General features: G+C 36.1%; 21 protein-coding genes and 2 other annotated features. All 21 genes read left to right on the top strand.

The annotated features are described in order from the left end of the window. The 21 genes from disA (at nucleotide 1) to rpoC (ending at nucleotide 21,603) form a co-directional block, all read left to right on the top strand. Complete coding sequence (gene disA, locus ACFVRR_RS21270) at nucleotides 1-1,074, top strand: DNA integrity scanning diadenylate cyclase DisA (protein WP_069033593.1); 1,074 nt, start codon at nucleotides 1-3, stop codon at nucleotides 1,072-1,074. 49 nt (nucleotides 1,075-1,123) lie between these two features. Then, nucleotides 1,124-2,194: a PIN/TRAM domain-containing protein gene (locus tag ACFVRR_RS21265; RefSeq protein ID WP_387332434.1), complete on the top strand. Its 1,071-nt coding sequence runs from the start codon at nucleotides 1,124-1,126 to the stop codon at nucleotides 2,192-2,194. A 20-nt stretch (nucleotides 2,195-2,214) separates the two neighbouring features. After that, the gene (gene ispD, locus ACFVRR_RS21260; RefSeq protein ID WP_387332432.1) at nucleotides 2,215-2,901 is read left to right on the top strand and encodes a 2-C-methyl-D-erythritol 4-phosphate cytidylyltransferase; all 687 of its coding nucleotides are present in this window, start codon (nucleotides 2,215-2,217) and stop codon (nucleotides 2,899-2,901) included. A gap of 11 nt (nucleotides 2,902-2,912) precedes the next feature. Further along, the gene (gene ispF, locus ACFVRR_RS21255; protein WP_056467343.1) at nucleotides 2,913-3,392 is read left to right on the top strand and encodes a 2-C-methyl-D-erythritol 2,4-cyclodiphosphate synthase; all 480 of its coding nucleotides are present in this window, start codon (nucleotides 2,913-2,915) and stop codon (nucleotides 3,390-3,392) included. Between the two features lie 42 nt (nucleotides 3,393-3,434). Next, nucleotides 3,435-4,895 (top strand): glutamate--tRNA ligase, encoded by a 1,461-nt coding sequence (gltX, locus tag ACFVRR_RS21250; protein ID WP_387332430.1) that lies wholly within the window; start codon nucleotides 3,435-3,437, stop codon nucleotides 4,893-4,895. Nucleotides 4,896-4,937: 42 nt separating this feature from the next. Further along, nucleotides 4,938-5,157, top strand: a binding site (T-box leader). A gap of 82 nt (nucleotides 5,158-5,239) precedes the next feature. After that, nucleotides 5,240-5,878 (top strand): serine O-acetyltransferase, encoded by a 639-nt coding sequence (gene cysE, locus ACFVRR_RS21245; protein WP_097978211.1) that lies wholly within the window; start codon nucleotides 5,240-5,242, stop codon nucleotides 5,876-5,878. A gap of 4 nt (nucleotides 5,879-5,882) precedes the next feature. Then, nucleotides 5,883-7,283, top strand: coding sequence for a cysteine--tRNA ligase (gene cysS / locus ACFVRR_RS21240; RefSeq protein WP_387332427.1), 1,401 nt, complete (start codon nucleotides 5,883-5,885; stop codon nucleotides 7,281-7,283). Nucleotides 7,284-7,287: 4 nt separating this feature from the next. Then, complete coding sequence (locus ACFVRR_RS21235) at nucleotides 7,288-7,704, top strand: Mini-ribonuclease 3 (RefSeq protein WP_387332425.1); 417 nt, start codon at nucleotides 7,288-7,290, stop codon at nucleotides 7,702-7,704. Nucleotide 7,705: 1 nt separating this feature from the next. Further along, nucleotides 7,706-8,449, top strand: a complete 744-nt coding sequence (gene rlmB / locus ACFVRR_RS21230) for a 23S rRNA (guanosine(2251)-2'-O)-methyltransferase RlmB (protein WP_098428746.1) — start codon at nucleotides 7,706-7,708, stop codon at nucleotides 8,447-8,449. Between the two features lie 34 nt (nucleotides 8,450-8,483). After that, nucleotides 8,484-8,963 (top strand): NYN domain-containing protein, encoded by a 480-nt coding sequence (locus tag ACFVRR_RS21225; RefSeq protein WP_387332445.1) that lies wholly within the window; start codon nucleotides 8,484-8,486, stop codon nucleotides 8,961-8,963. A gap of 65 nt (nucleotides 8,964-9,028) precedes the next feature. After that, nucleotides 9,029-9,679: an RNA polymerase sporulation sigma factor SigH gene (gene sigH / locus ACFVRR_RS21220; protein WP_056467364.1), complete on the top strand. Its 651-nt coding sequence runs from the start codon at nucleotides 9,029-9,031 to the stop codon at nucleotides 9,677-9,679. A gap of 134 nt (nucleotides 9,680-9,813) precedes the next feature. Then, the gene (rpmG, locus tag ACFVRR_RS21215) at nucleotides 9,814-9,960 is read left to right on the top strand and encodes a 50S ribosomal protein L33 (RefSeq protein ID WP_082459366.1); all 147 of its coding nucleotides are present in this window, start codon (nucleotides 9,814-9,816) and stop codon (nucleotides 9,958-9,960) included. Between the two features lie 127 nt (nucleotides 9,961-10,087). Beyond that, nucleotides 10,088-10,270, top strand: a complete 183-nt coding sequence (gene secE, locus ACFVRR_RS21210; protein WP_056467367.1) for a preprotein translocase subunit SecE — start codon at nucleotides 10,088-10,090, stop codon at nucleotides 10,268-10,270. Nucleotides 10,271-10,384: 114 nt separating this feature from the next. After that, nucleotides 10,385-10,918 carry a transcription termination/antitermination protein NusG gene (gene nusG, locus ACFVRR_RS21205; protein ID WP_097978206.1) on the top strand — a complete coding sequence of 178 codons (534 nt, stop codon included), beginning with the start codon at nucleotides 10,385-10,387 and terminating at the stop codon, nucleotides 10,916-10,918. A gap of 169 nt (nucleotides 10,919-11,087) precedes the next feature. Continuing rightward, nucleotides 11,088-11,513 carry a 50S ribosomal protein L11 gene (rplK, locus tag ACFVRR_RS21200; protein ID WP_056467373.1) on the top strand — a complete coding sequence of 142 codons (426 nt, stop codon included), beginning with the start codon at nucleotides 11,088-11,090 and terminating at the stop codon, nucleotides 11,511-11,513. Nucleotides 11,514-11,628: 115 nt separating this feature from the next. Further along, the gene (gene rplA / locus ACFVRR_RS21195; protein WP_056467376.1) at nucleotides 11,629-12,318 is read left to right on the top strand and encodes a 50S ribosomal protein L1; all 690 of its coding nucleotides are present in this window, start codon (nucleotides 11,629-11,631) and stop codon (nucleotides 12,316-12,318) included. Between the two features lie 54 nt (nucleotides 12,319-12,372). Beyond that, nucleotides 12,373-12,508: a sequence feature (ribosomal protein L10 leader region), on the top strand. A gap of 43 nt (nucleotides 12,509-12,551) precedes the next feature. After that, a complete protein-coding gene (rplJ, locus tag ACFVRR_RS21190) occupies nucleotides 12,552-13,052 on the top strand; it encodes a 50S ribosomal protein L10 (RefSeq protein WP_069033603.1) in 501 nt (166 codons plus the stop codon). A gap of 56 nt (nucleotides 13,053-13,108) precedes the next feature. Further along, nucleotides 13,109-13,468: a 50S ribosomal protein L7/L12 gene (gene rplL / locus ACFVRR_RS21185; RefSeq protein WP_387332422.1), complete on the top strand. Its 360-nt coding sequence runs from the start codon at nucleotides 13,109-13,111 to the stop codon at nucleotides 13,466-13,468. A gap of 108 nt (nucleotides 13,469-13,576) precedes the next feature. Then, a complete protein-coding gene (locus ACFVRR_RS21180; protein ID WP_387332420.1) occupies nucleotides 13,577-14,176 on the top strand; it encodes a class I SAM-dependent methyltransferase in 600 nt (199 codons plus the stop codon). 244 nt (nucleotides 14,177-14,420) lie between these two features. Beyond that, the gene (gene rpoB / locus ACFVRR_RS21175) at nucleotides 14,421-17,948 is read left to right on the top strand and encodes a DNA-directed RNA polymerase subunit beta (RefSeq protein WP_387332418.1); all 3,528 of its coding nucleotides are present in this window, start codon (nucleotides 14,421-14,423) and stop codon (nucleotides 17,946-17,948) included. A 46-nt stretch (nucleotides 17,949-17,994) separates the two neighbouring features. Then, entirely contained in the window at nucleotides 17,995-21,603 is a 3,609-nt protein-coding gene (gene rpoC, locus ACFVRR_RS21170; protein WP_387332416.1) for a DNA-directed RNA polymerase subunit beta', read from the top strand. Nucleotides 21,604-21,680 lie beyond the last annotated feature (77 nt).

The following is a 21,680-nucleotide window of genomic DNA, read 5'->3' as shown; positions in this document are numbered from 1 at the left end:
ATGGAGGATCAAAAACAAAAAGCTAAATCAATGTTGCCAGTTTTAGAAATGATTGCTCCAGGTACACCATTGCGTGATGGCATTGATAATGTACTTAGAGCACAGACTGGTGGATTAATTGTACTTGGCTTTAATGATGAAACAAAAGAAATGGTCGATGGTGGTTTTCATATTAATGACCCTTTCTCTCCAGCTAGCTTATATGAATTAGCAAAAATGGATGGAGCACTCATTTTAAATGAAACAGGGTCAAAAATCCTGTTAGCAAATGCACAATTGATACCAGATCAATCAATCTTTACAAAAGAAACTGGTATGCGTCATCGAACTGCAGAACGAGTATCAAGACAGACGGGAAACTTAGTAATTGCTATTTCGCAAAGACGTAATGTTATTACTTTATATAAAGGTAACTTACGCTATACACTTCGAGATATTGGTGTAATTTTAACAAAAGCTAATCAGGCGATTCAAACTCTGGAAAAATATAAAATTGTGTGGAATCAAGGGATTACTTCACTTAGTATTTTAGAATTTGAAGAGCTAGTTACATTATTTGAAGTTGTAAATGTTTTACATAGTGTTGAAATGGTTCTTCGAATTAAAAATGAAATTAATAACTATGTAATTGAACTTGGTGATGAAGGAAGACTGATTGAATTACAGTTAATTGAGATCATTTCGGACCTTGAGGAGGAGGCATTACTTTTAATAAAGGATTATCATTATAGTAAGGAACAGGATCCTAAAAGTATTTTGCAAAAACTCCAAGAATTGGCAAACGAAGAATTGTTAGAGGATCATGCCATTATTAAATTGCTAGGTTATCCGAATAACACAAATCTTGAGGAAATGGTAGAACCTAGAGGGTATCGTATGTTGATGAAAATTTCTAGACTGCCGCCGCTAGTGATTGAAAATTTAACACAGCGATTTAAGCACCTTAAAGGGATCTACAAAGCTACTCTTGCTGAGTTAGATGATGTTGATGGAATTGGTGAAATTCGTGCAAAAAAAATCAAAGAAGGATTAAAACGAATTCAGGAGCAACTATATATCAATAGACATAACTAAGTTATTTCGTCTAAGATAGAGTTATTATTTATTTAAAGGAGGTGGCGAATTGATAAAGAGGATCGTTCAAGTTATTTATATTTTTGTCGGAAGTACTTTAGGTTTAGTACTTTTTCCACTATTAGATAAACTGTTAAAAACTGAGTTACCTAATATTTTGCATAATTCTTATGTGCAAGCTTTAAGTGGGGCAGTGATCTTTTTTATTTTATCGCTTTGGTTAGTTGACCCAACAGTAACATTTATCAAGTATATTGAGGAGAAATTATTAAAAGCTCCTATTTCAATGATTTTGTTTGGTAGTTTAGGACTTGTTTTTGGACTTATTCTGGCATTTCTTATTTCATTGCCAATTGACTCAATTAGATTACAGTATGTTTCATCAATTATTCAAATAGTTGTTACGATTTTATTAGGATATTTAGGTTTTCAAGTTGGGATTAAAAAGAGAGAAGAATTATTGAGTTTATTTACTCTTTCTTCAAAGGCCAAGAAAAAGGTAGCTGAAGAGCAAGATTCAACATTCGATATTCCAGTTAAAATTTTAGATACTAGTGTAATCATTGATGGTCGTATTGCTGATATATGCCAAACTGGATTCATAGAAGGAACAATTGTGATTCCACAATTTGTACTAGCAGAATTACAATATATAGCTGATTCCTCAGATACGTTAAAACGAAATAGAGGACGAAGAGGATTAGATATTCTAAACAGAATTCAAAAAGAGCTAGCTATGAAAGTTGAAATCTACGAAGGTGATTTTGAAGATGTTCCTGAAGTAGATGCAAAATTAGTAAAGCTTACTAAATTAAAAAATGGTATTTTAGTGACAAATGACTTTAATTTAAACAAAGTAAGTGAACTTCAGCAAATTAAAGTTTGGAATATTAACGATCTAGCAAATGCAATTAAACCAGTAGTATTACCCGGGGAAGTATTAACTGCTTTTGTAGTAAAAGAAGGTAAAGAAAAATTACAAGGTGTTGCATATTTAGATGATGGTACAATGATCGTTGTAGAAGACGGTAAAGAATCAATTGGTAAACGAGTAGAGACAGTTGTTACGAGCGTACTACAAACTTCTGCTGGTCGCATGATTTTTGCAAAAGTAAAGTAAGTTAGAGGGGTATACGTAAAATGCAATATAAGGTCATCATTCCAGCAGCGGGATCTGGTTCTCGAATGGGTGCAGGCTATAATAAATTATTTCTAAAAATAATTAGCTCGCCAATTATTGAATTAACATTAAAAGTATTTGGCGAAGATCATCGTTGCAATGAGATTATCTTACCGATTAAGGAATCTGAAAAACAGTTCTTTGAAACTTTAAATTTGCCAAGCTTTATTCAAAATAAAATAACCTATGTAAATGGTGGAGCAGAAAGACAAGAAAGTGTTTATAATGGTTTAGTTTCAATTAAGGATACTGAAAGTTTAATTTTAGTACACGATGGGGCAAGACCTTTTGTAACAAATGCAGTGATTGAACGGATTCTTGAAAAGATGAATGAACATGAGGCAGTCATCTGTGCTGTTCCAATGAAAGATACAATAAAGAAAGTTATTGATCAAGAAGTCGTTGAAACAATCGATCGTTCTACACTTTGGGGAGTACAGACTCCCCAAGCTTTTACATACAAATGCTTAATAGAAGCGCATCAAAAGGCAAACGAAAATGGTTATTTAGGAACTGATGATGCTAGCTTAGTTGAATGGAACGGAAGTAAAGTTTTTGTAGTAAATGGAGACTATAACAATATTAAAGTAACAACTAAAGAAGATTTGTTTTTTGCAAAAACAATCTATGAACAATATAGAGGTTAGAAGGTGTTTACATGTTTAGAATTGGACAAGGGTTCGATGTTCACGCTTTTGCAGAAAATCGCCCGTTAATTATTGGTGGAATTGAAATCCCATACGAATTAGGTTTATTAGGTCATTCTGATGCCGATGTTCTTCTTCATACAATATCGGATGCATTACTAGGGGCTATAGGTGAAGGGGATATAGGTAGACATTTCCCGGATACGGATCCAGCTTTTAAAGATGCTGATTCAGCAAAACTACTTCAACACGTATTTCATATTGTTAAGGATAAAGGCTATGAGTTAGTGAACGCGGATTGTACGATTATTGCTCAAGCGCCTAAAATGGCACCATATATCCAATTAATGAGAGAGCGAATTGCAGAACTGCTTGAAACGACATCTGATTGTATTAATGTTAAAGCAACAACAACTGAAAAATTAGGTTTTACAGGAAGAAAAGAAGGAATTGCATCCCAAGCGGTTGTATTGTTACAAAAGAAGGCTTAAACTAATAAAGTATATTAATTATTCAGTGGAGAGTGTCTATAAATGTCAAATAGAGTAAGAGTTCGTTATGCACCTAGTCCGACAGGTCATTTACATATTGGAAATGCACGTACAGCATTATACGTATATTTATTTGCTAAGCATTTTAACGGTGATATGGTATTACGTATTGAAGATACTGATATCGAACGTAATGTTGAAGGTGGCGAAGAAAGCCAAGCGAAATATTTACACTGGTTAGGTATTGATTGGGATGAGGGTCCAGATAAAGGTGGCGAGTTCGGTCCTTATCGTCAGCTAGAAAGACTAGACTTATACAAACAATATGCTAATGAATTAATTGAGAATGGTCATGCATACAAGTGCTATTGTACAGAGGAAGAGCTTGCAGCGGAACGTGAAGCACAATTAGCGGCTGGTCATCCAACTACACGTTATAGCGGAAAATGCCGTCATTTAACAGCTGAAGAAAGAGCTGTAAAAGAAGCAGCGAGTGCAGAGCACACTATTCGTTTTGCAGTACCAGCAAACGATACGTATGAGTGGGAAGATATCGTTCGTGGAAATATTAAATTTGAATCAAAAGATATCGGTGACTGGGTTCTTGTTAAAAAGAACGGAATCGCTACTTACAACTACGCGGTAGTAGTTGACGATGCATTAATGAAGATTAGTCACGTGCTACGCGGTGAAGAGCATATTTCGAATACTCCTAAACAAATAATGGTATATCGTGCATTAAATTGGGATGCTCCAGATTTTGGTCATATGGCAGTAATTGTGAACGAAAACCGTAAAAAGCTTTCAAAACGTGACGAATCTGTATTACAATTTATTGAACAATATCAAAATCTTGGTTACTTACCAGAAGCGTTATTTAACTTTATTGCTCTTCTTGGTTGGTCACCAGTTGGTGAAGAAGAAATTTTCAGCAAAGATGAATTTATTAAGATTTTCGATCCTAGCCGTTTAAGTTCAGCTCCTGCTATGTTTGATAAGCAAAAATTAACTTGGATTAACAACCGATATATTAAAGAGCAACCATTAGAAAAAGTGGTAGAAATTTCATTACCACATCTAATTAAAGCTGGTTTTGTAAATGAAGAACGCACTGCTGATGAAAATCTATGGGTTACAAATCTAGTAGCTTTATATCAAGATCAAATGAGCTTTGGTGCTGAAATTGTAGAATTATCAAGCTTATTCTTCAAAGAAGTATTAACATTCGGTGAAGAAGAGCAAGCTGTTATTTCTGAAGAGCAAGTAAAGGAAGTACTTTCAGCATTAGTTGAAGAACTTAAAGCTTCTGAAGAATTTACAGTTGATTCAATTAAAGCTGCAATGAAATCAGTTCAAAAGTCAACTGGTCAAAAAGGCAAAAAGTTATTTATGCCAATTCGTGTTGCAACAACTGGTCAATGTCATGGTCCTGAATTACCAGCAGCGATGACTTTATTAGGAAAAGAAAAAGTTATTGCTCGTTTACAACAAATAATTGGTTAACATTTTGATTAATTTGTAATATATATAAGTAATATTCATATAGGTAAAATGTTGATAGGGAAAAGTAAATGGCTACTCGTTACTCAGAGAGAATCACATTGGTGAAAGTGATTTTAATGGTAGTCATGGAAGTGCCCCCTTGAGTCCTTAGCCGAAAAATACGTTTAAGTAGGCTAGGGCGGTGGAAACCGTTACATTACATGAGTTGAGATAAATCTATTTTATCTAAACAGAGTGGAACCGCGCATAAAGCGTCTCTGTGTATATTATGTACACTGGGACGCTTTTTATTTTTTATAGAGAAAAAATCAAATTTTTAATAAATTCTTTAAGGGGAAATGAAGATGCTAAAGTACATGAAGGAAGATGTAGCGACGATATTTGAACGCGATCCAGCCGCTACTAGCTATTTAGAAGTTATTCTTACGTATGCTGGTTTACATGCATTATGGCTCTATCGATTTGCTCATTATTTCTATCGGAAAAAATGGCACTTTATTGCAAGAAGCATTTCACAGTTTGCTCGTTTTTTAACAGGGATCGAGATTCACCCAGGGGCGAAAATTGGTAGACGATTTTTTATCGATCATGGAGCAGGAGTCGTAATTGGCGAAACATGTGAAATAGGTGATGATGTTACGATTTATCAAGGGGTAACATTAGGTGGAACCGGTAAGGAAAAAGGTAAGCGACATCCAACCTTATTGAGTGGGGTACTAGTAGCTACCGGAGCAAAAGTTCTAGGTTCAATCACAATCGGAGAAAATGCAAAAATCGGTGCAAATTCAGTTGTACTAAAGGATGTTCCAAATAATACTACGGTTGTTGGTATACCTGGTAAGATAGTTGTTCAAGATGGAATTAGAGTTAATAATCAATTTGATCACTGTGATCTACCTGACCCAGTAGCAGATCGATTACTACAACTAGAAGCGGAATTAGAAGAGCTAAGAAGTTTAATGAGAATATCTGAAAGGAAGTAAAACGATGGCAATTCAAATTTATAATACATTAACAAGGAATAAAGAAGATTTTAAGCCGATAGAAGAAGGTAAGGTCAAAATGTATGTATGTGGACCTACTGTATATAACTATATTCATATTGGTAATGCAAGACCTGCTATTGTTTTTGATACAGTAAGACGCTATTTTGAATATCGTGGATACGAAGTAAACTATGTTTCAAATTTCACTGATGTTGATGATAAGTTAATTAAAGCAGCAAATGAATTAGGCTCAGATGTTCCAACTATAGCAGATCGTTTTATTAATGCATATTTTGAAGATGTTCAAGAACTAGGTTGCAAAACAGCAACGAATCATCCTCGTGTAATGGATAATATGGATATTATTATTGAGTTTATCGATGAGCTAGTAAAAAAAGGTTATGCATATGAATCCGAAGGTGATGTTTACTTCAAAACAAAGGAATTTGATGGTTACGGTAAACTTTCACACCAATCAATTGAAGACCTTCGAATTGGTGAAAGAATTGAAGTTGGCGAAAAGAAAGAAGATCCATTAGATTTTGCACTATGGAAAGCAGCTAAACCAGGTGAAATATTCTGGGAAAGTCCATGGGGGAAAGGTAGACCAGGATGGCATATTGAATGCTCAGCAATGGCAAAGAAATACCTTGGAGAAACAATTGATATACATGCAGGCGGTCAAGATTTATCATTTCCACACCATGAGAATGAAATCGCTCAGTCAGAAGCTTTAAGCGGGAAAACTTTTTCAAATTATTGGATGCATAATGGATACATCAATATCGACAACGAAAAAATGTCTAAGTCATTAGGTAACTTTGTATTAGTGCATGACATTATAAAAATCGTTGATCCTATGTTATTACGTTTCTTCATGTTATCAGTGCATTATCGTCACCCAATTAACTATAGCGAAGAACTTTTACAAGAAGCTAGAAATGGTTTTGAACGTATTAAAACGGCATATCAAAATAGTAAGCATCGTTTAGAAAGCAGTACTAATTTAACAGAAGATGACAATAAGTGGTTAAAAGAAATAGCAGATGAAAAAACCGTCTTCACAAAAGTAATGGATGATGACTTTAATACAGCTAATGCAATTTCTGTTTTATATCAATTAGCTAAATTGGCAAATCAATATTTACTAGAAACACATACTTCTACGAATGTATTAAATCAATTAGTAACAACTTTTGATGAATTATCAAATGTTCTAGGCATTACACTAGTTAAAGAAGAAGCAATGTTAGATGATGAAATCGAAGCATTAATTCAAAAACGTACAGACGCACGTAAAAATCGTGATTTTGCATTAGCGGACCAAATTCGTGATCAATTAAAAGAAATGAATATAATCATTGAAGATACTCCGCAAGGTATTCGCTGGAAAAGAGGATAACTTTATGATTGAAAGTAACCAAAATATTGATGCTAAACAACTAAACAGTTTAGCACTTGCTTATATAGGTGATGCTGTATATGAAATTTATGTACGTCATCACCTCCTTGAAAAAGGGACAGTAAGACCTAATCAACTTCACCGAGCAGCAACAAGATTTGTTTCTGCGAAAGGACAAGCTAAAGTAATTAGAGAAATGCTTTTTACTGAGATATTGTCAGATGAAGAAGTTGCGGTCGTTAAAAGGGGCCGTAATGCAAAGTCAGGAACTGTACCAAAAAATACTGATGTACAAACATATCGATACGCAACCGCAATGGAAGCGTTAATTGGATACCATTATTTATTAAAAAATGAAGATAGACTCAATACAATTGTAGATATTGCGATTCAATTTATTGAGAACGATAAAGGAGCATAATATGTCTGAAGAATTTATTATTGGACGTAATCCAGTTATGGAGGCAATACGTTCAGGTCGAGATATAAATAAAATATGGGTTAGCGAAGGAGCAAATAAAGGTCAAATCCATAAACTTTTAGAATTAGCAAACCAAAACAAAGTGATTGTTCAAACAGCACCAAACAAGAAGTTAGACGGAATGGTTAAAGGAAACCATCAAGGTGTAGTAGCGCAAGTAGCTGCATATGAATATGTGGAACTTGATGATTTGTTTGAAGTGGCTAGTAGTCGAAATGAACAACCGTTCTTCTTAATACTTGATGAAATTGAGGACCCTCATAATTTAGGCTCAATTATGCGAACCGCAGATGCAGTTGGTGCTCATGGAATCATTATTCCAAAGAGAAGAGCGGTAGGTTTAACTTCAGCGGTTGCTAAAGCTTCTACTGGAGCAATTGAATACATTCCAGTAGCACGAGTAACGAACTTAGCAAGAACTATAGATGAATTAAAAGAAAGAGGAGTTTGGATTTTTGGTACAGATGCAAAAGGTGCTGATGACTATCGAAACATGGATGGCCAAATTTCTCTTGGGTTAATTATTGGTAGCGAAGGTAAAGGCATGAGCAGGATCTTAAAGGAAAAATGTGATTTCCTAATTAAGTTACCAATGGTCGGTAAAGTTACATCGTTAAATGCGTCTGTTGCGGCTAGTCTATTAATGTATGAAATACATCGTAAGAGACACCCGCTTGGATCATAAAAAGAAAGAGATTCTTATTGTAGATGGTTATAACATGATTGGAGCTTGGCCGAATCTTAGAAAACTTCGAGAAATTGACTTTGATAAATCACGTGATTATCTAATTACTCAACTTGCTGAGTATAAGGCATACACAGGGATGTATATAATTGTTGTATTTGATGCTCATTTTGTAAATGGAATCGAAAAGGTCGACAAGAATTCCAAGGTCGAAGTAATTTTTACTCGGAAAAACCAAACGGCTGATGAAAAAATTGAAAAACTTGCAATTGAGCTTCGTCATGTTAACCATCATATTTATGTTGCGACATCTGACTTTACTGAGCAATGGCAAATATTTGGACAAGGTGCACTTCGTATACCTGCAATGGAACTTTATCGATCGGTTACTCAAAATAAAAAAATGATAAGTAGTCGAATTAGTGAAATACCTGATCAAAGACTGACGATTAGTAAGACTTTAAATTCGAAACAAACAGAAATTTTAGAAAAATGGCGAAGAGGGGAACGATGACTTATTGTTTCCTTCTTCTTTGTGCTGTATAATTTAATTAAATTGTTTGGTCGGAGGTGCTAATTTTGAACGTTGAACAGGAATTGAAGCTAATGATAGAGTATGGACCCTTAGAAGATGAGGTAATTCTCGAATATGTTCGAGAGGGTGATCAAGAGGCACTAACATTTTTAATTCAAAAGTACCGAAATTTCGTTAAAGCAAAATCTAGGTCTTATTTCCTAATAGGAGCTGACCGTGAAGACATCATTCAAGAAGGTATGATTGGATTATACAAAGCAATTCGTGATTACAAAGAAGACAAACTTTCGTCTTTCAAGGCGTTTGCAGAATTATGCATTACAAGACAAATTATTACAGCGATTAAAACAGCAACTAGACAAAAGCACATCCCATTAAATTCTTATGTTTCATTGGACAAGCCTATTTATGATGAGGAATCTGATCGTACACTACTGGATGTTTTAACAGAAACAAAAAACATGGATCCAGAGGAACTTGTTATCAATCAAGAAGAAAATGTGGACATAGAGCTTAAAATGTCTGAATTATTAAGCGATTTAGAAAGAAAAGTATTATCACTCTATTTAGATGGTCGATCTTACCAAGAAATATCAGAAGAGTTAAACAGGCATGTAAAATCGATTGATAATGCTTTACAGAGAGTGAAAAGAAAGCTTGAAAGATATATGGAAATCAGAGAACTATCAGTTTAATTAGATCAAATAAATTCCTTTGTAATTCATAATAATATATAGGAATACAAGGGTTTAGAAATGAATTTGACAGTTTATATTTCACATGGTACATTCTAGATGGATAATTATAGATGAATTAGGTTGGTGTCACCATGAGAAAAAAAGTTGTCCTGTCGTGCGCTAATTGCAATAATAGAAATTACTCCACAATGAAGAATTCCTCTTCTGTAGAACGTTTGGAGATGAAAAAGTTTTGTAAAACGTGCAATGAGCATACTACACATAAAGAAACAAAATAAATGAAGTAAGATAAACGATAATTGCGAATGTCCTTATTCAGTATATAAGTTAAAGATCATGCACTATTTTTTGGACAAGGCGGACGTTTCGTAAATCTCTAAACTAGTATATATGGGGGTTGCATCTGTGGGTCGTATCGGTAAGTTTTTTCGCGAAGTAAAAAGTGAAATGAAAAAAGTTTCATGGCCTAAACGTAAAGAATTAGTTAATTCAACAGTTACAGTATTAGCTACAGTTTTATTCTTTGTAGTATTCTTCGCTGTAATTGACACAGGACTTTCTAAACTAATTCGACTTATTCTTGAATAAGTTAAAACTAATTGTGCTATAATGAGTGATAATGTTTAAAAAAAAGCCCGGTGACGGGTTTTTTAATTTGCAAAGAAAGTTGACCGGGGAGGGAAGGACAAGTAGTCCTCTAACATGGAAAAAAGATGGTATGTAGTTCATACTTACTCAGGATATGAGAATAAAGTAAAAGCGAATTTAGAAAAACGTGTAGAAACAATGGGAATGCAGGATAAAATTTTCCGTGTAATCGTTCCAGAAGAATCAGAAGTAGAAATGAAGAACGGTAAAGAGAAAGTAACGAAACGTAAAGTGTTTCCAGGTTATGTTTTAGTTGAGCTAGTAATGACTGACGATTCTTGGTATGTAGTTCGAAATACACCAGGAGTAACTGGTTTCGTTGGCTCAGCTGGATCTGGTTCAAAACCAACCCCACTTTTAGAAGAAGAAATTACACATATTCTAAAACATATGGGCCTAGATGAACAAACAATTGATTTTGATTTAGATGTAAATGAAGTTGTTCGATTAAAAGAAGGTCCATTTGCGAATTATACTGGATCAATTAAAGAAATTGACTTCGAAAAGAAAAAAGTGACTGTGTTAGTAGAATTCTTTAATAAAGAAACACCGGTAGAACTGGATTTACATCTTATTGAAAAATTATAATACAAGACCTTGCATTTTTATTTTGAAAATGTTAGACTTTTAAAGGTCAATATGCATCGAAAAGATGGTATTAACTTCTGTATAAGAATATGCATGTAAATGCAAAACGATATGAGTGGGAGGGTGTAAAAACCCGTCACCACATCACGGACTTAAGGAGGTGTGTCTCGTGGCTAAAAAAGTAATTAAAATGGTAAAATTGCAAATTCCTGCAGGGAAAGCAAACCCAGCACCACCAGTTGGTCCTGCACTAGGACAAGCAGGTGTTAACATCATGGGATTCTGTAAAGAGTTCAACGCTCGTACAGCTGACCAAGCTGGTCTAATTATTCCTGTTGAAATCACTGTATTCGAAGATCGTTCGTTTACATTTATTACGAAAACTCCTCCTGCTGCAGTACTTCTTAAAGTAGCGGCTGGTATTGAGTCTGGTTCTGGTGAACCAAATCGTAAAAAAGTAGCAACAGTTAAACGCGATAAAGTGCGTGAGATTGCTGAACAAAAAATGCCTGACTTAAATGCTGCTTCTGTTGAAGCTGCTATGCGTATGGTAGAAGGTACTGCACGTAGTATGGGTATCGTTATTGAAGACTAATCCCATCTTCAATAAGGTGTGATTGAGGAGGTTGCGAACATCATTTGATGTGTTTTATCGCAACCTTTATTCGTGGGAGGAAAATCCGTTAAAACCACATTAGGAGGAATAAAACATGGCTAACAAAGGTAAAAAATACCAAGAAGCTATTAAATTAGTAGATCGTACAGCTGTTTACGCAGTAAACGAAGCTGTTGAACTTGTTAAAAAAACTACAACTGTTAACTTTGATGCAACAGTTGAAGTAGCATTCCGTTTAGGAGTAGATCCAAAGAAAGCTGACCAACAAATTCGTGGTGCAGTAGTTCTTCCACACGGTACTGGTAAAGTACAACGTGTATTAGTATTCGCTAAAGGTGAAAAAGCTAAAGAAGCTGAAGCTGCTGGTGCTGATTTCGTAGGCGATGCTGACATGATTAACAAAATCCAACAAGGTTGGTTCGATTTTGATGTAGTAGTAGCAACTCCAGACATGATGGCTGAAGTTGGTAAATTAGGACGTGTATTAGGACCTAAAGGTTTAATGCCAAACCCGAAAACAGGTACAGTTACATTTGACGTAACAAAAGCTGTTAACGAAATCAAAGCTGGTAAAGTTGAATACCGTGTTGATAAAGCAGGTAACATTCACGTGCCAATCGGTAAAGTATCTTTCGAAAACGAAAAGTTAGTAGAAAACTTTACAACAATCTTTGAAACAATGGTAAAAGTTAAACCTGCTGCTGCTAAAGGAACATACATGAAGAACGTAGCAATCACTTCAACTATGGGCCCTGGTATCAAAGTAGATCCAGCTAGTTTCTAAGATAAAAAACAAAGTTGACAATTCGACAAGAACTCTCTATAATGGAGATTGTCTTGCTAATTAAATAGACTACCGTAGACAGTAGGTGCTTATGCTTAATATCCTACCGAGGTGTATAACTGATAAATTCGTGCATATACAACCTCCATGTCTTTTTTTGAAAAGTTCGTGGAGGTTTTGCTATGGTTACACTTTTGCGGTATACACACAAAAATCCACAGGAGGTGTAATAAATGAGCGCAGTATTAGAAGCTAAAAAACAAGTTGTATCTGAAGTAGCTGCTAAATTACGTGATAGTAAATCAACAATTGTTGTTGACTACCGTGGTTTAAATGTTGCTGAAGTAACTGAATTACGTAAGCAATTACGTGAAGCTGGCGTTGAGTTCAAAGTTTACAAAAACACTTTAACTCGTCGTGCTGCTGAAGAGGCTGGTTTAGCTGGTTTAAACGAATCATTAACTGGTCCAAACGCAATCGCGTTTAGTACGGAGGATGTAATTGCTCCTGCTAAAGTAATCAACGATTTCGCTAAAAAACACGAAGCTTTAGAAATTAAAGCTGGTGTAATCGAAGGAAACGTTGCTACTGTTGAAGAAGTTAAAGCTCTTGCTGAACTTCCTTCTCGCGAAGGTTTACTTTCTATGTTGCTTAGCGTGCTACAAGCACCAATCCGCAACTTCGCTCTTGCAACTAAAGCAGTTGCAGAACAAAAAGAAGAACAAGGCGCTTAATGCCAAGATCGCTTAAAATATATAATTTAAAGGTATAAACAAGGAGGAAATTAACAATGACTAAAGAACAAATCATTGAAGCAGTTAAAAACATGACTGTATTAGAATTAAATGACTTAGTAAAAGCAATCGAAGAAGAGTTCGGCGTAACTGCTGCTGCTCCTATGGTAATGGCTGGTGGAGCTGTTGAAGCTGCTGCTGAGCAAACTGAATTTGATTTAGTATTAACTAGCCCTGGCGACCAAAAAATCAAAGTAATCAAAGTTGTTCGTGAATTAACTGGTTTAGGATTAAAAGAAGCTAAAGAATTAGTTGACAACACTCCTAAAGCAATTAAAGAAGGAATCAGCAAAGAAGAAGCTGAAGAAATGAAAGCTAAACTTGAAGAAGTTGGCGCTAACGTAGAAGTTAAGTAATTTCTAAAAGTTTTTAGAAAGCTCGCATTTATGCGAGCTTTTTTTGTACATATGGGGTTACTTTTGGGAAGACTGTTGATAAGTATATATATGGAAGAAGGATTTTTTATGGCAGATCATTATTTTACAAATCAACCGAATAGTAAAACTGATAAAAAGGTATTTTCATTTACTTTGAGAGGGAATGATTTGAAGTTCCAATCTGATTCAGGTGTTTTTTCTAGGAATGAAGTTGATTTTGGATCCCGTGTTTTAATTAACGTGTTCACATTTCCGGAAATTGAAGGTAATATTTTAGATGTTGGATGTGGGTACGGTCCAATAGGATTATCAATCGCGAAAGATGGTTCTAGTCGAATGGTGGAAATGGTCGATGTGAATTTAAGGGCGATTGAATTAGCAAAAGAAAATGCGAATGTAAATAAAATAGAAAATGTGAAAATCTATGAAAGTAGCATCTATGAAAATGTAACTGGTGAATATGCAGCTATTTTAACAAATCCGCCAATTCGCGCTGGGAAAAGTGTTGTTCATGAAATTTTAAAAGGTGCTCATGATAAATTACTTCCTGGTGGAGAGCTTTGGGTAGTAATAAAAAAGAAGCAAGGAGCACCATCTGCTCTTGATTTATTAAAAGAAACTTTCGACGAGGTTGAGGTAGTAAAAAAAGATAAAGGATATTATATCATAAAAAGTAAAAAAGATTGACTGTAATTTTTGCTTGTGATAGTATTATTAAATGCCAATATATATTTATTTTCAAAAATGATTTTTTGAAAGTGGGTATATTTCTATATTCTTTGGAAATGATAGTAAAATGACTGTCGTTGAGTTTAATAAATGGTTTTCATTTTGAAACCATTTTATTTTTTGTTTAACAAGTAAGGGATGTTTTCTGCTTATTTGTTACTATTTTTTTGTTTTAAATACTCTTATTTAAGGGGTGAATATGTTGACAGGTCAACTAGTTCAATATGGACGACACCGCCAACGCAGAAGTTATGCTCGTATCAGTGAAGTTTTAGAGTTACCTAACTTAATTGAAATTCAAACAGCATCTTACCAATGGTTCTTAGATGAAGGTTTGAGAGAAATGTTCCAAGACATTTCACCAATTGAGGATTTCACAGGTAATCTATCATTAGAATTCATTGATTACAGTTTAGGTGAGCCGAAGTATGTTGTAGAAGAATCGAAAGAGCGTGACGTAAACTACGCTGCTCCACTTCGAGTGAAAGTTCGCCTATTAAATAAGGAAACTGGCGAAGTAAAGGAGCAAGACGTTTTCATGGGGGATTTCCCACTGATGACGGATACAGGCACATTCATTATTAATGGTGCTGAACGTGTAATCGTTTCACAATTAGTACGTTCTCCAAGTGTGTACTATAGTGGAAAGATCGACAAAAATGGTAAAAAAGGTTATACGGCTACAGTTATTCCGAACCGCGGTGCTTGGTTAGAGTACGAAACGGACGCGAAGGATGTAGTTTATGTACGTATTGACCGTACAAGAAAATTACCGGTAACGGTACTACTACGTTCGCTTGGGTTTGGTACAGACCAAGAGATTCTAGACTTATTAGGCGAAAATGAATACCTACGTAATACTCTTGAAAAAGATAACACAGATAGCACTGAAAAGGCGCTTCTTGAAATCTATGAAAGATTACGTCCAGGTGAACCACCTACAGTAGAAAACGCTAAAAACCTATTAATTACTCGCTTCTTTGATCCGAAGCGTTATGACTTAGCTAGCGTTGGACGCTACAAAATAAATAAAAAATTACACATTAAAAATAGACTATTTAACCAACGTATTGCAGAAACATTAGTGGATCCAGAAACTGGTGAAATTATTGTAGAAAAAGGGACAACTCTTGATCGCCGTACGTTAGACCGTATTATTCCATTCTTAGAAAAGAATATCGGTGAAAAAGTTGCTCACCCTGCTGCTGGCGTATTAGAAGATGAGATTACTTTACAATCTATTAAAATTTACGCTCCTGTAGAAGATGGGGAACAAGTTATTCAAGTTATTGGAAATGCGAATGTAAGCAAAAATGTGAAAAACATTTCACCTGCGGACATTATCTCTTCAATTTCTTACTTCTTTAACCTGCTACATAACGTAGGTGACACTGACGATATTGACCATTTAGGAAATCGTCGTTTACGTTCAGTTGGTGAATTACTTCAAAACCAATTCCGTATCGGTCTATCTCGTATGGAACGTGTAGTACGTGAACGTATGTCAATTCAAGATACAAACGCAGTTACTCCACAGGCATTAATTAATATTCGCCCTGTAATTGCATCAATAAAAGAATTCTTTGGTAGTTCACAGCTATCTCAATTCATGGACCAAACAAATCCTCTTGCTGAATTAACTCATAAACGAAGACTATCAGCACTTGGACCAGGTGGTTTAACACGTGAACGTGCAGGATTTGAAGTACGTGACGTTCATTATTCTCACTATGGTCGTATGTGTCCGATTGAAACTCCTGAGGGACCAAACATCGGATTAATTAACTCACTTTCTTCTTATGCAAAAGTAAATCAATTTGGTTTCATAGAAACACCTTATCGTCGTGTAGACCCTGAAACTGGTCGTCTAACTGATAAAATTGATTACTTAACTGCTGATGAAGAGGATCTATACGTTGTAGCCCAAGCGAATGCTCGTTTAGGTGAAGATGGTAGTTTCTTAGATGAAGATGTAGTTGCTCGTTTCCGTGGAGACAACACAGTTGTAAAACGTGAGCGTATTGACTACATGGATGTATCTCCTAAACAAGTAGTATCAGCTGCGACAGCATGTATTCCATTCTTAGAGAACGATGACTCGAACCGTGCCCTAATGGGAGCGAACATGCAACGTCAAGCAGTACCATTGTTAAACCCTGAATCTCCAATCGTAGGTACAGGTATGGAATACGTTTCAGCAAAAGACTCAGGTGCTGCAGTAATTTGTAAACACCCAGGTATCGTTGAACGTGTTGAAGCGAAAGAAGTTTGGGTACGTCGCTACTTAGAAGTAGATGGACAAAAAGTTAAAGGTGACCTTGATAAATACCGTATGTTAAAATTCGTACGTTCTAACCAAGGTACTTGTTATAACCAACGCCCAATCGTAAGTGTTGGTGATGAAGTAGTAAGAGGCGAAATTCTTGCAGATGGACCTTCAATGGAAAAAGGTGAATTAGCTCTAGGACGTAACGTATTAGTTGCATTCATGACATGGGATGGTTACAACTACGAGGATGCGATCATTATGAGTCGCCGACTAGTTAAAGAAGATGTTTACACTTCAGTTCATATTGAAGAATATGAGTCAGAAGCACGTGATACAAAATTAGGACCTGAAGAAATCACTCGTGATATTCCAAACGTTGGTGAAGATGCGCTTAAAAATCTTGATGAGCGTGGAATTATCCGAATTGGTGCAGAAGTTAAAGATGGAGATTTATTAGTTGGTAAAGTAACGCCTAAAGGGGTTACTGAATTAACTGCTGAAGAACGTCTTCTACACGCAATCTTCGGTGAAAAAGCTCGTGAAGTTCGCGATACATCATTACGTGTTCCACACGGTGGAGGCGGGATTATTCTTGATGTGAAAGTATTCACTCGTGAAAACGGTGATGAATTACCACCAGGAGTAAACCAACTTGTTCGTGCTTATATCGTTCAGAAACGTAAAATCTCTGAAGGGGATAAAATGGCTGGACGACATGGTAACAAAGGGGTTATCTCTCGTATTTTACCAGAAGAAGATATGCCATTCTTACCTGATGGAACGCCAGTTGATATCATGTTAAATCCATTAGGGGTACCTTCTCGTATGAACATCGGTCAGGTATTAGAGCTACACTTAGGTATGGCTGCAAGATATCTTGGTATTCATGTTGCTTCTCCAGTATTTGACGGAGCACGTGAGGAAGATGTTTGGGGAACAATTGAAGAAGCTGGTATGGCACGTGATGCAAAAACTGTACTATATGATGGACGTAGTGGTGAGCCTTTCGATAACCGTGTTTCTGTAGGTGTCATGTATATGATCAAACTTGCACACATGGTTGACGATAAGTTACATGCTCGTTCAACAGGACCATACTCACTTGTTACGCAACAACCACTTGGTGGTAAAGCACAATTTGGTGGACAGCGTTTTGGTGAGATGGAGGTTTGGGCACTTGAAGCATACGGTGCTGCTTATACATTACAAGAGATCTTAACAGTTAAATCTGATGACGTTGTTGGCCGTGTGAAAACATATGAAGCAATCGTTAAAGGTGAAAATGTACCAGAACCAGGAGTTCCAGAATCATTCAAAGTATTGATTAAGGAATTACAATCACTAGGTATGGATGTTAAAATGATGTCTGCTACAGATCAAGAAATCGAAATGCGCGATACTGAAGATGATGATCAAGCATCAGAACATTTAGCGATGGATATGGAATACGTAAAAGAATAAGTATTATATAGGGTAAATCCTTAGGACAGAAAGGGAGGTAGGCCCCTTGATAGATGTAAATAAATTCGAGTATATGAAGATCGGACTTGCATCGCCTGACAAAATTCGCTCGTGGTCATACGGGGAAATTAAAAAACCTGAAACAATTAACTACCGTACATTAAAACCTGAAAAAGATGGTCTTTTCTGTGAACGCATTTTCGGTCCTACGAAAGATTGGGAATGTCACTGCGGAAAATATAAACGTGTACGTTATAAAGGTGTAGTTTGTGATCGCTGTGGAGTTGAAGTAACGCGTGCAAAAGTACGTCGTGAGCGTATGGGTCACATCGAATTAGCTGCACCAGTATCACATATTTGGTATTTCAAAGGTATTCCAAGCCGAATGGGACTTGTTTTAGACATGTCCCCTCGTGCTCTGGAAGAAGTAATCTACTTTGCTTCATACGTAGTAACTGAAGCTGGAGATACTCCTCTAGAAAAGAAACAATTGCTTTCTGAGAAAGAATTCCGTGCTTATCGTGAGCGTTACGGTCAAACTTTCCAAGCATCTATGGGTGCTGAAGCAATTAAAAAACTATTGAGCGATATTAATCTTGTAAAAGATGTTGATTCTTTAAAAGAAGAGTTAAAAACTGCTCAAGGTCAACGTCGTACAAGAGCAATTAAACGTTTAGAAGTATTAGAAGCATTCCGTAACTCTGGTAATGAACCTTCTTGGATGATCTTAGATGTTCTTCCAGTAATCCCACCTGAATTACGACCAATGGTTCAATTAGATGGTGGACGTTTTGCAACTTCAGATCTAAACGATTTATATCGTCGTGTAATTAACCGTAACAACCGTTTAAAACGTTTATTAGACCTTGGTGCACCAAGCATCATCGTACAAAACGAAAAACGTATGCTTCAAGAAGCAGTTGATGCGTTGATTGACAATGGTCGTCGTGGCCGTCCAGTTACTGGACCAGGTAACCGTCCATTAAAATCTCTTTCTCACATGCTTAAAGGTAAGCAAGGACGTTTCCGTCAAAACTTACTTGGTAAACGTGTTGACTACTCTGGCCGTTCGGTTATCGTTGTAGGACCTAACTTACAAATGTATCAATGTGGATTACCAAAAGAAATGGCAATTGAATTATTCAAGCCATTCGTGATGAAAGAATTAGTAGAGCGTGGATTAGCACATAACATTAAGAGTGCAAAGCGTAAAATTGAAAGATTAAATCCAGAAATTTGGGATGTATTAGAATCAGTTATACGTGAGCACCCGGTGTTACTAAACCGTGCCCCAACTCTACACAGACTTGGTATCCAAGCGTTCGAACCTACATTAGTAGAAGGCCGTGCAATCCGTCTACATCCACTTGTATGTACTGCATACAATGCCGATTTTGATGGTGACCAAATGGCTGTTCACGTACCGTTATCAAGTGAAGCTCAAGCAGAAGCTCGTATTTTAATGCTTGCAGCACAAAACATCCTGAATCCGAAAGATGGTAAACCAGTCGTTACACCATCTCAAGATATGGTATTAGGTAACTATTACCTAACTCTTGAGCGTGCAGGCGCTGTCGGTGAAGGTATGGTATTTAAAGATATTAATGAAGCGTTAATTGCATACCAAAATGGTTATGTACATTTACATTCTCGTGTTGGTGTTGCAGCAAATTCATTAAATAACGAAACATTTACTGAAGAACAAAATAATTCATTATTAATCACAACGGTTGGTAAGTTAATCTTCAATGAAATCTTACCTACTTCGTTCCCGTATATTAATGAGCCTACTCAGAGTAACCTTGAGAAGGAAACTCCTCAGATGTATTTTGTAGCTAAAGGATCGAATATTAAAGAAATTATTGAAAGTAGAGAAGAAATTGCTCCTTTCAAAAAGAAAATACTTGGAAATATCATCGCAGAAGTATTTAAACGTTTCAAAATTACTGAAACGTCAAAAATGCTAGACCGCATGAAGGATCTTGGATTTAGACACTCTACTAAAGCTGGAATTACAGTTGGTGTATCCGATATCATCGTATTACCTGAAAAGCAATTAATTATTGCTGAAGCTCAAGAAAAAGTAGATAAAGTACTAAAACAATTCCGTCGTGGTTTAATCACAGAAGAAGAGCGTTACGATCGTGTAATCGCAATTTGGAGTGATGCAAAGGATGTAATTCAAGGCAAACTGATGGCTTCCCTAAATAAACGTAACCCAATCTTTATGATGAGTGACTCTGGTGCCCGTGGTAACGCATCAAACTTCACTCAGCTTGCAGGTATGCGTGGTCTGATGGCCAATCCGGCTGGTCGTATTATCGAGTTACCAATCAAGTCTTCATTCCGTGAAGGTCTAACGGTACTTGAATACTTCATCTCTACACACGGTGCACGTAAAGGTCTTGCCGATACAGCACTTAAAACAGCCGATTCAGGTTACTTAACTCGTCGTCTAGTTGACGTTGCACAAGATGTAATCGTTCGTCAAGATGATTGTGGTACTGACCGTGGCTTACATGTAAAAGCAATCAAAGAAGGTAACGAAATTATTGAAGGATTATACGATCGTTTAGTTGGTCGTCATATACGTTCAACAATACGCCACCCAGAAACTGGTGTATTACTTGCTCAAGAGAACGATTTAATTACAGAAGACTTAGCTCGTGAAATTATCGATGCTGGTATTGAAGAAGTTAATATCCGTTCTGCGTTCACATGTAATACTAACCATGGAGTATGTAAAAAATGTTATGGCCGTAACTTAGCTACTGGTGCTGAGGTTGAAGTTGGTGAGGCAGTAGGTATTATTGCTGCACAATCAATCGGTGAACCAGGTACACAGTTAACGATGCGTACATTCCATACAGGTGGGGTAGCAGGAGACGATATCACTCAAGGTTTACCTCGTATTCAAGAGCTATTTGAAGCGCGTAATCCTAAAGGTCAAGCGGTTATTTCTGAAATTGATGGTATTATTTCAATTTCTACTGACGCTAAAGATAAACAAGAAATTATTGTTCAAGGCTCAGTAGAATCTAGAAACTACCCAGTTCCTTATGGCGCTAGACTAAAAGTTCAAGAAGGCGAAGCGATTGAACGCGGTCAAGTAATGACTGAAGGTTCAATTGATCCTAAAGAACTTCTAAAAGTAAAAGGTACAAATGCTGTTCAAGAATACTTATTACGTGAAGTTCAAAAAGTATACCGTATGCAAGGGGTAGAAATTGGTGACAAGCACGTAGAGGTAATGGTTCGTCAAATGCTGAAGAAAGTTCGTGTAATGGATGCAGGTGAGACTACTTTACTACCTGGTACATTATTAGAACTACACCAGTTTACTGAAGCAAATAAAGAAGCTTTATTTGCAGGTAAACAACCAGCTACTGCGCGCCCATTATTACTAGGTATTACAAAAGCATCATTAGAAACAGACTCATTCCTTTCTGCTGCATCATTCCAAGAAACAACGCGTGTATTAACAGACGCTGCGATTAAAGGAAAACGTGATGAGTTGCTAGGATTAAAAGAGAATGTTATTATAGGTAAGTTGGTTCCAGCTGGTACTGGTATGAACAGATACCGTAAAGTAGATCTTGTAAAGGATTTAACTGAATCAGTTGAAATGAATGAAGAAGTATTAGTTGAAAAATAATCTTAAAATATTTTAAAACTTGAGTTGACATCATTTGATGAAAAATGATAAGATATTCAAGGTTGCTCCTAGACAAT

It is taken from the genome of Gottfriedia sp. NPDC057948 (genome assembly GCF_042887255.1).
GTDB lineage: Bacteria > Bacillota > Bacilli > Bacillales > Bacillaceae_G > Gottfriedia.
This window is presented reverse-complemented; position numbering and strand designations above follow the sequence as displayed.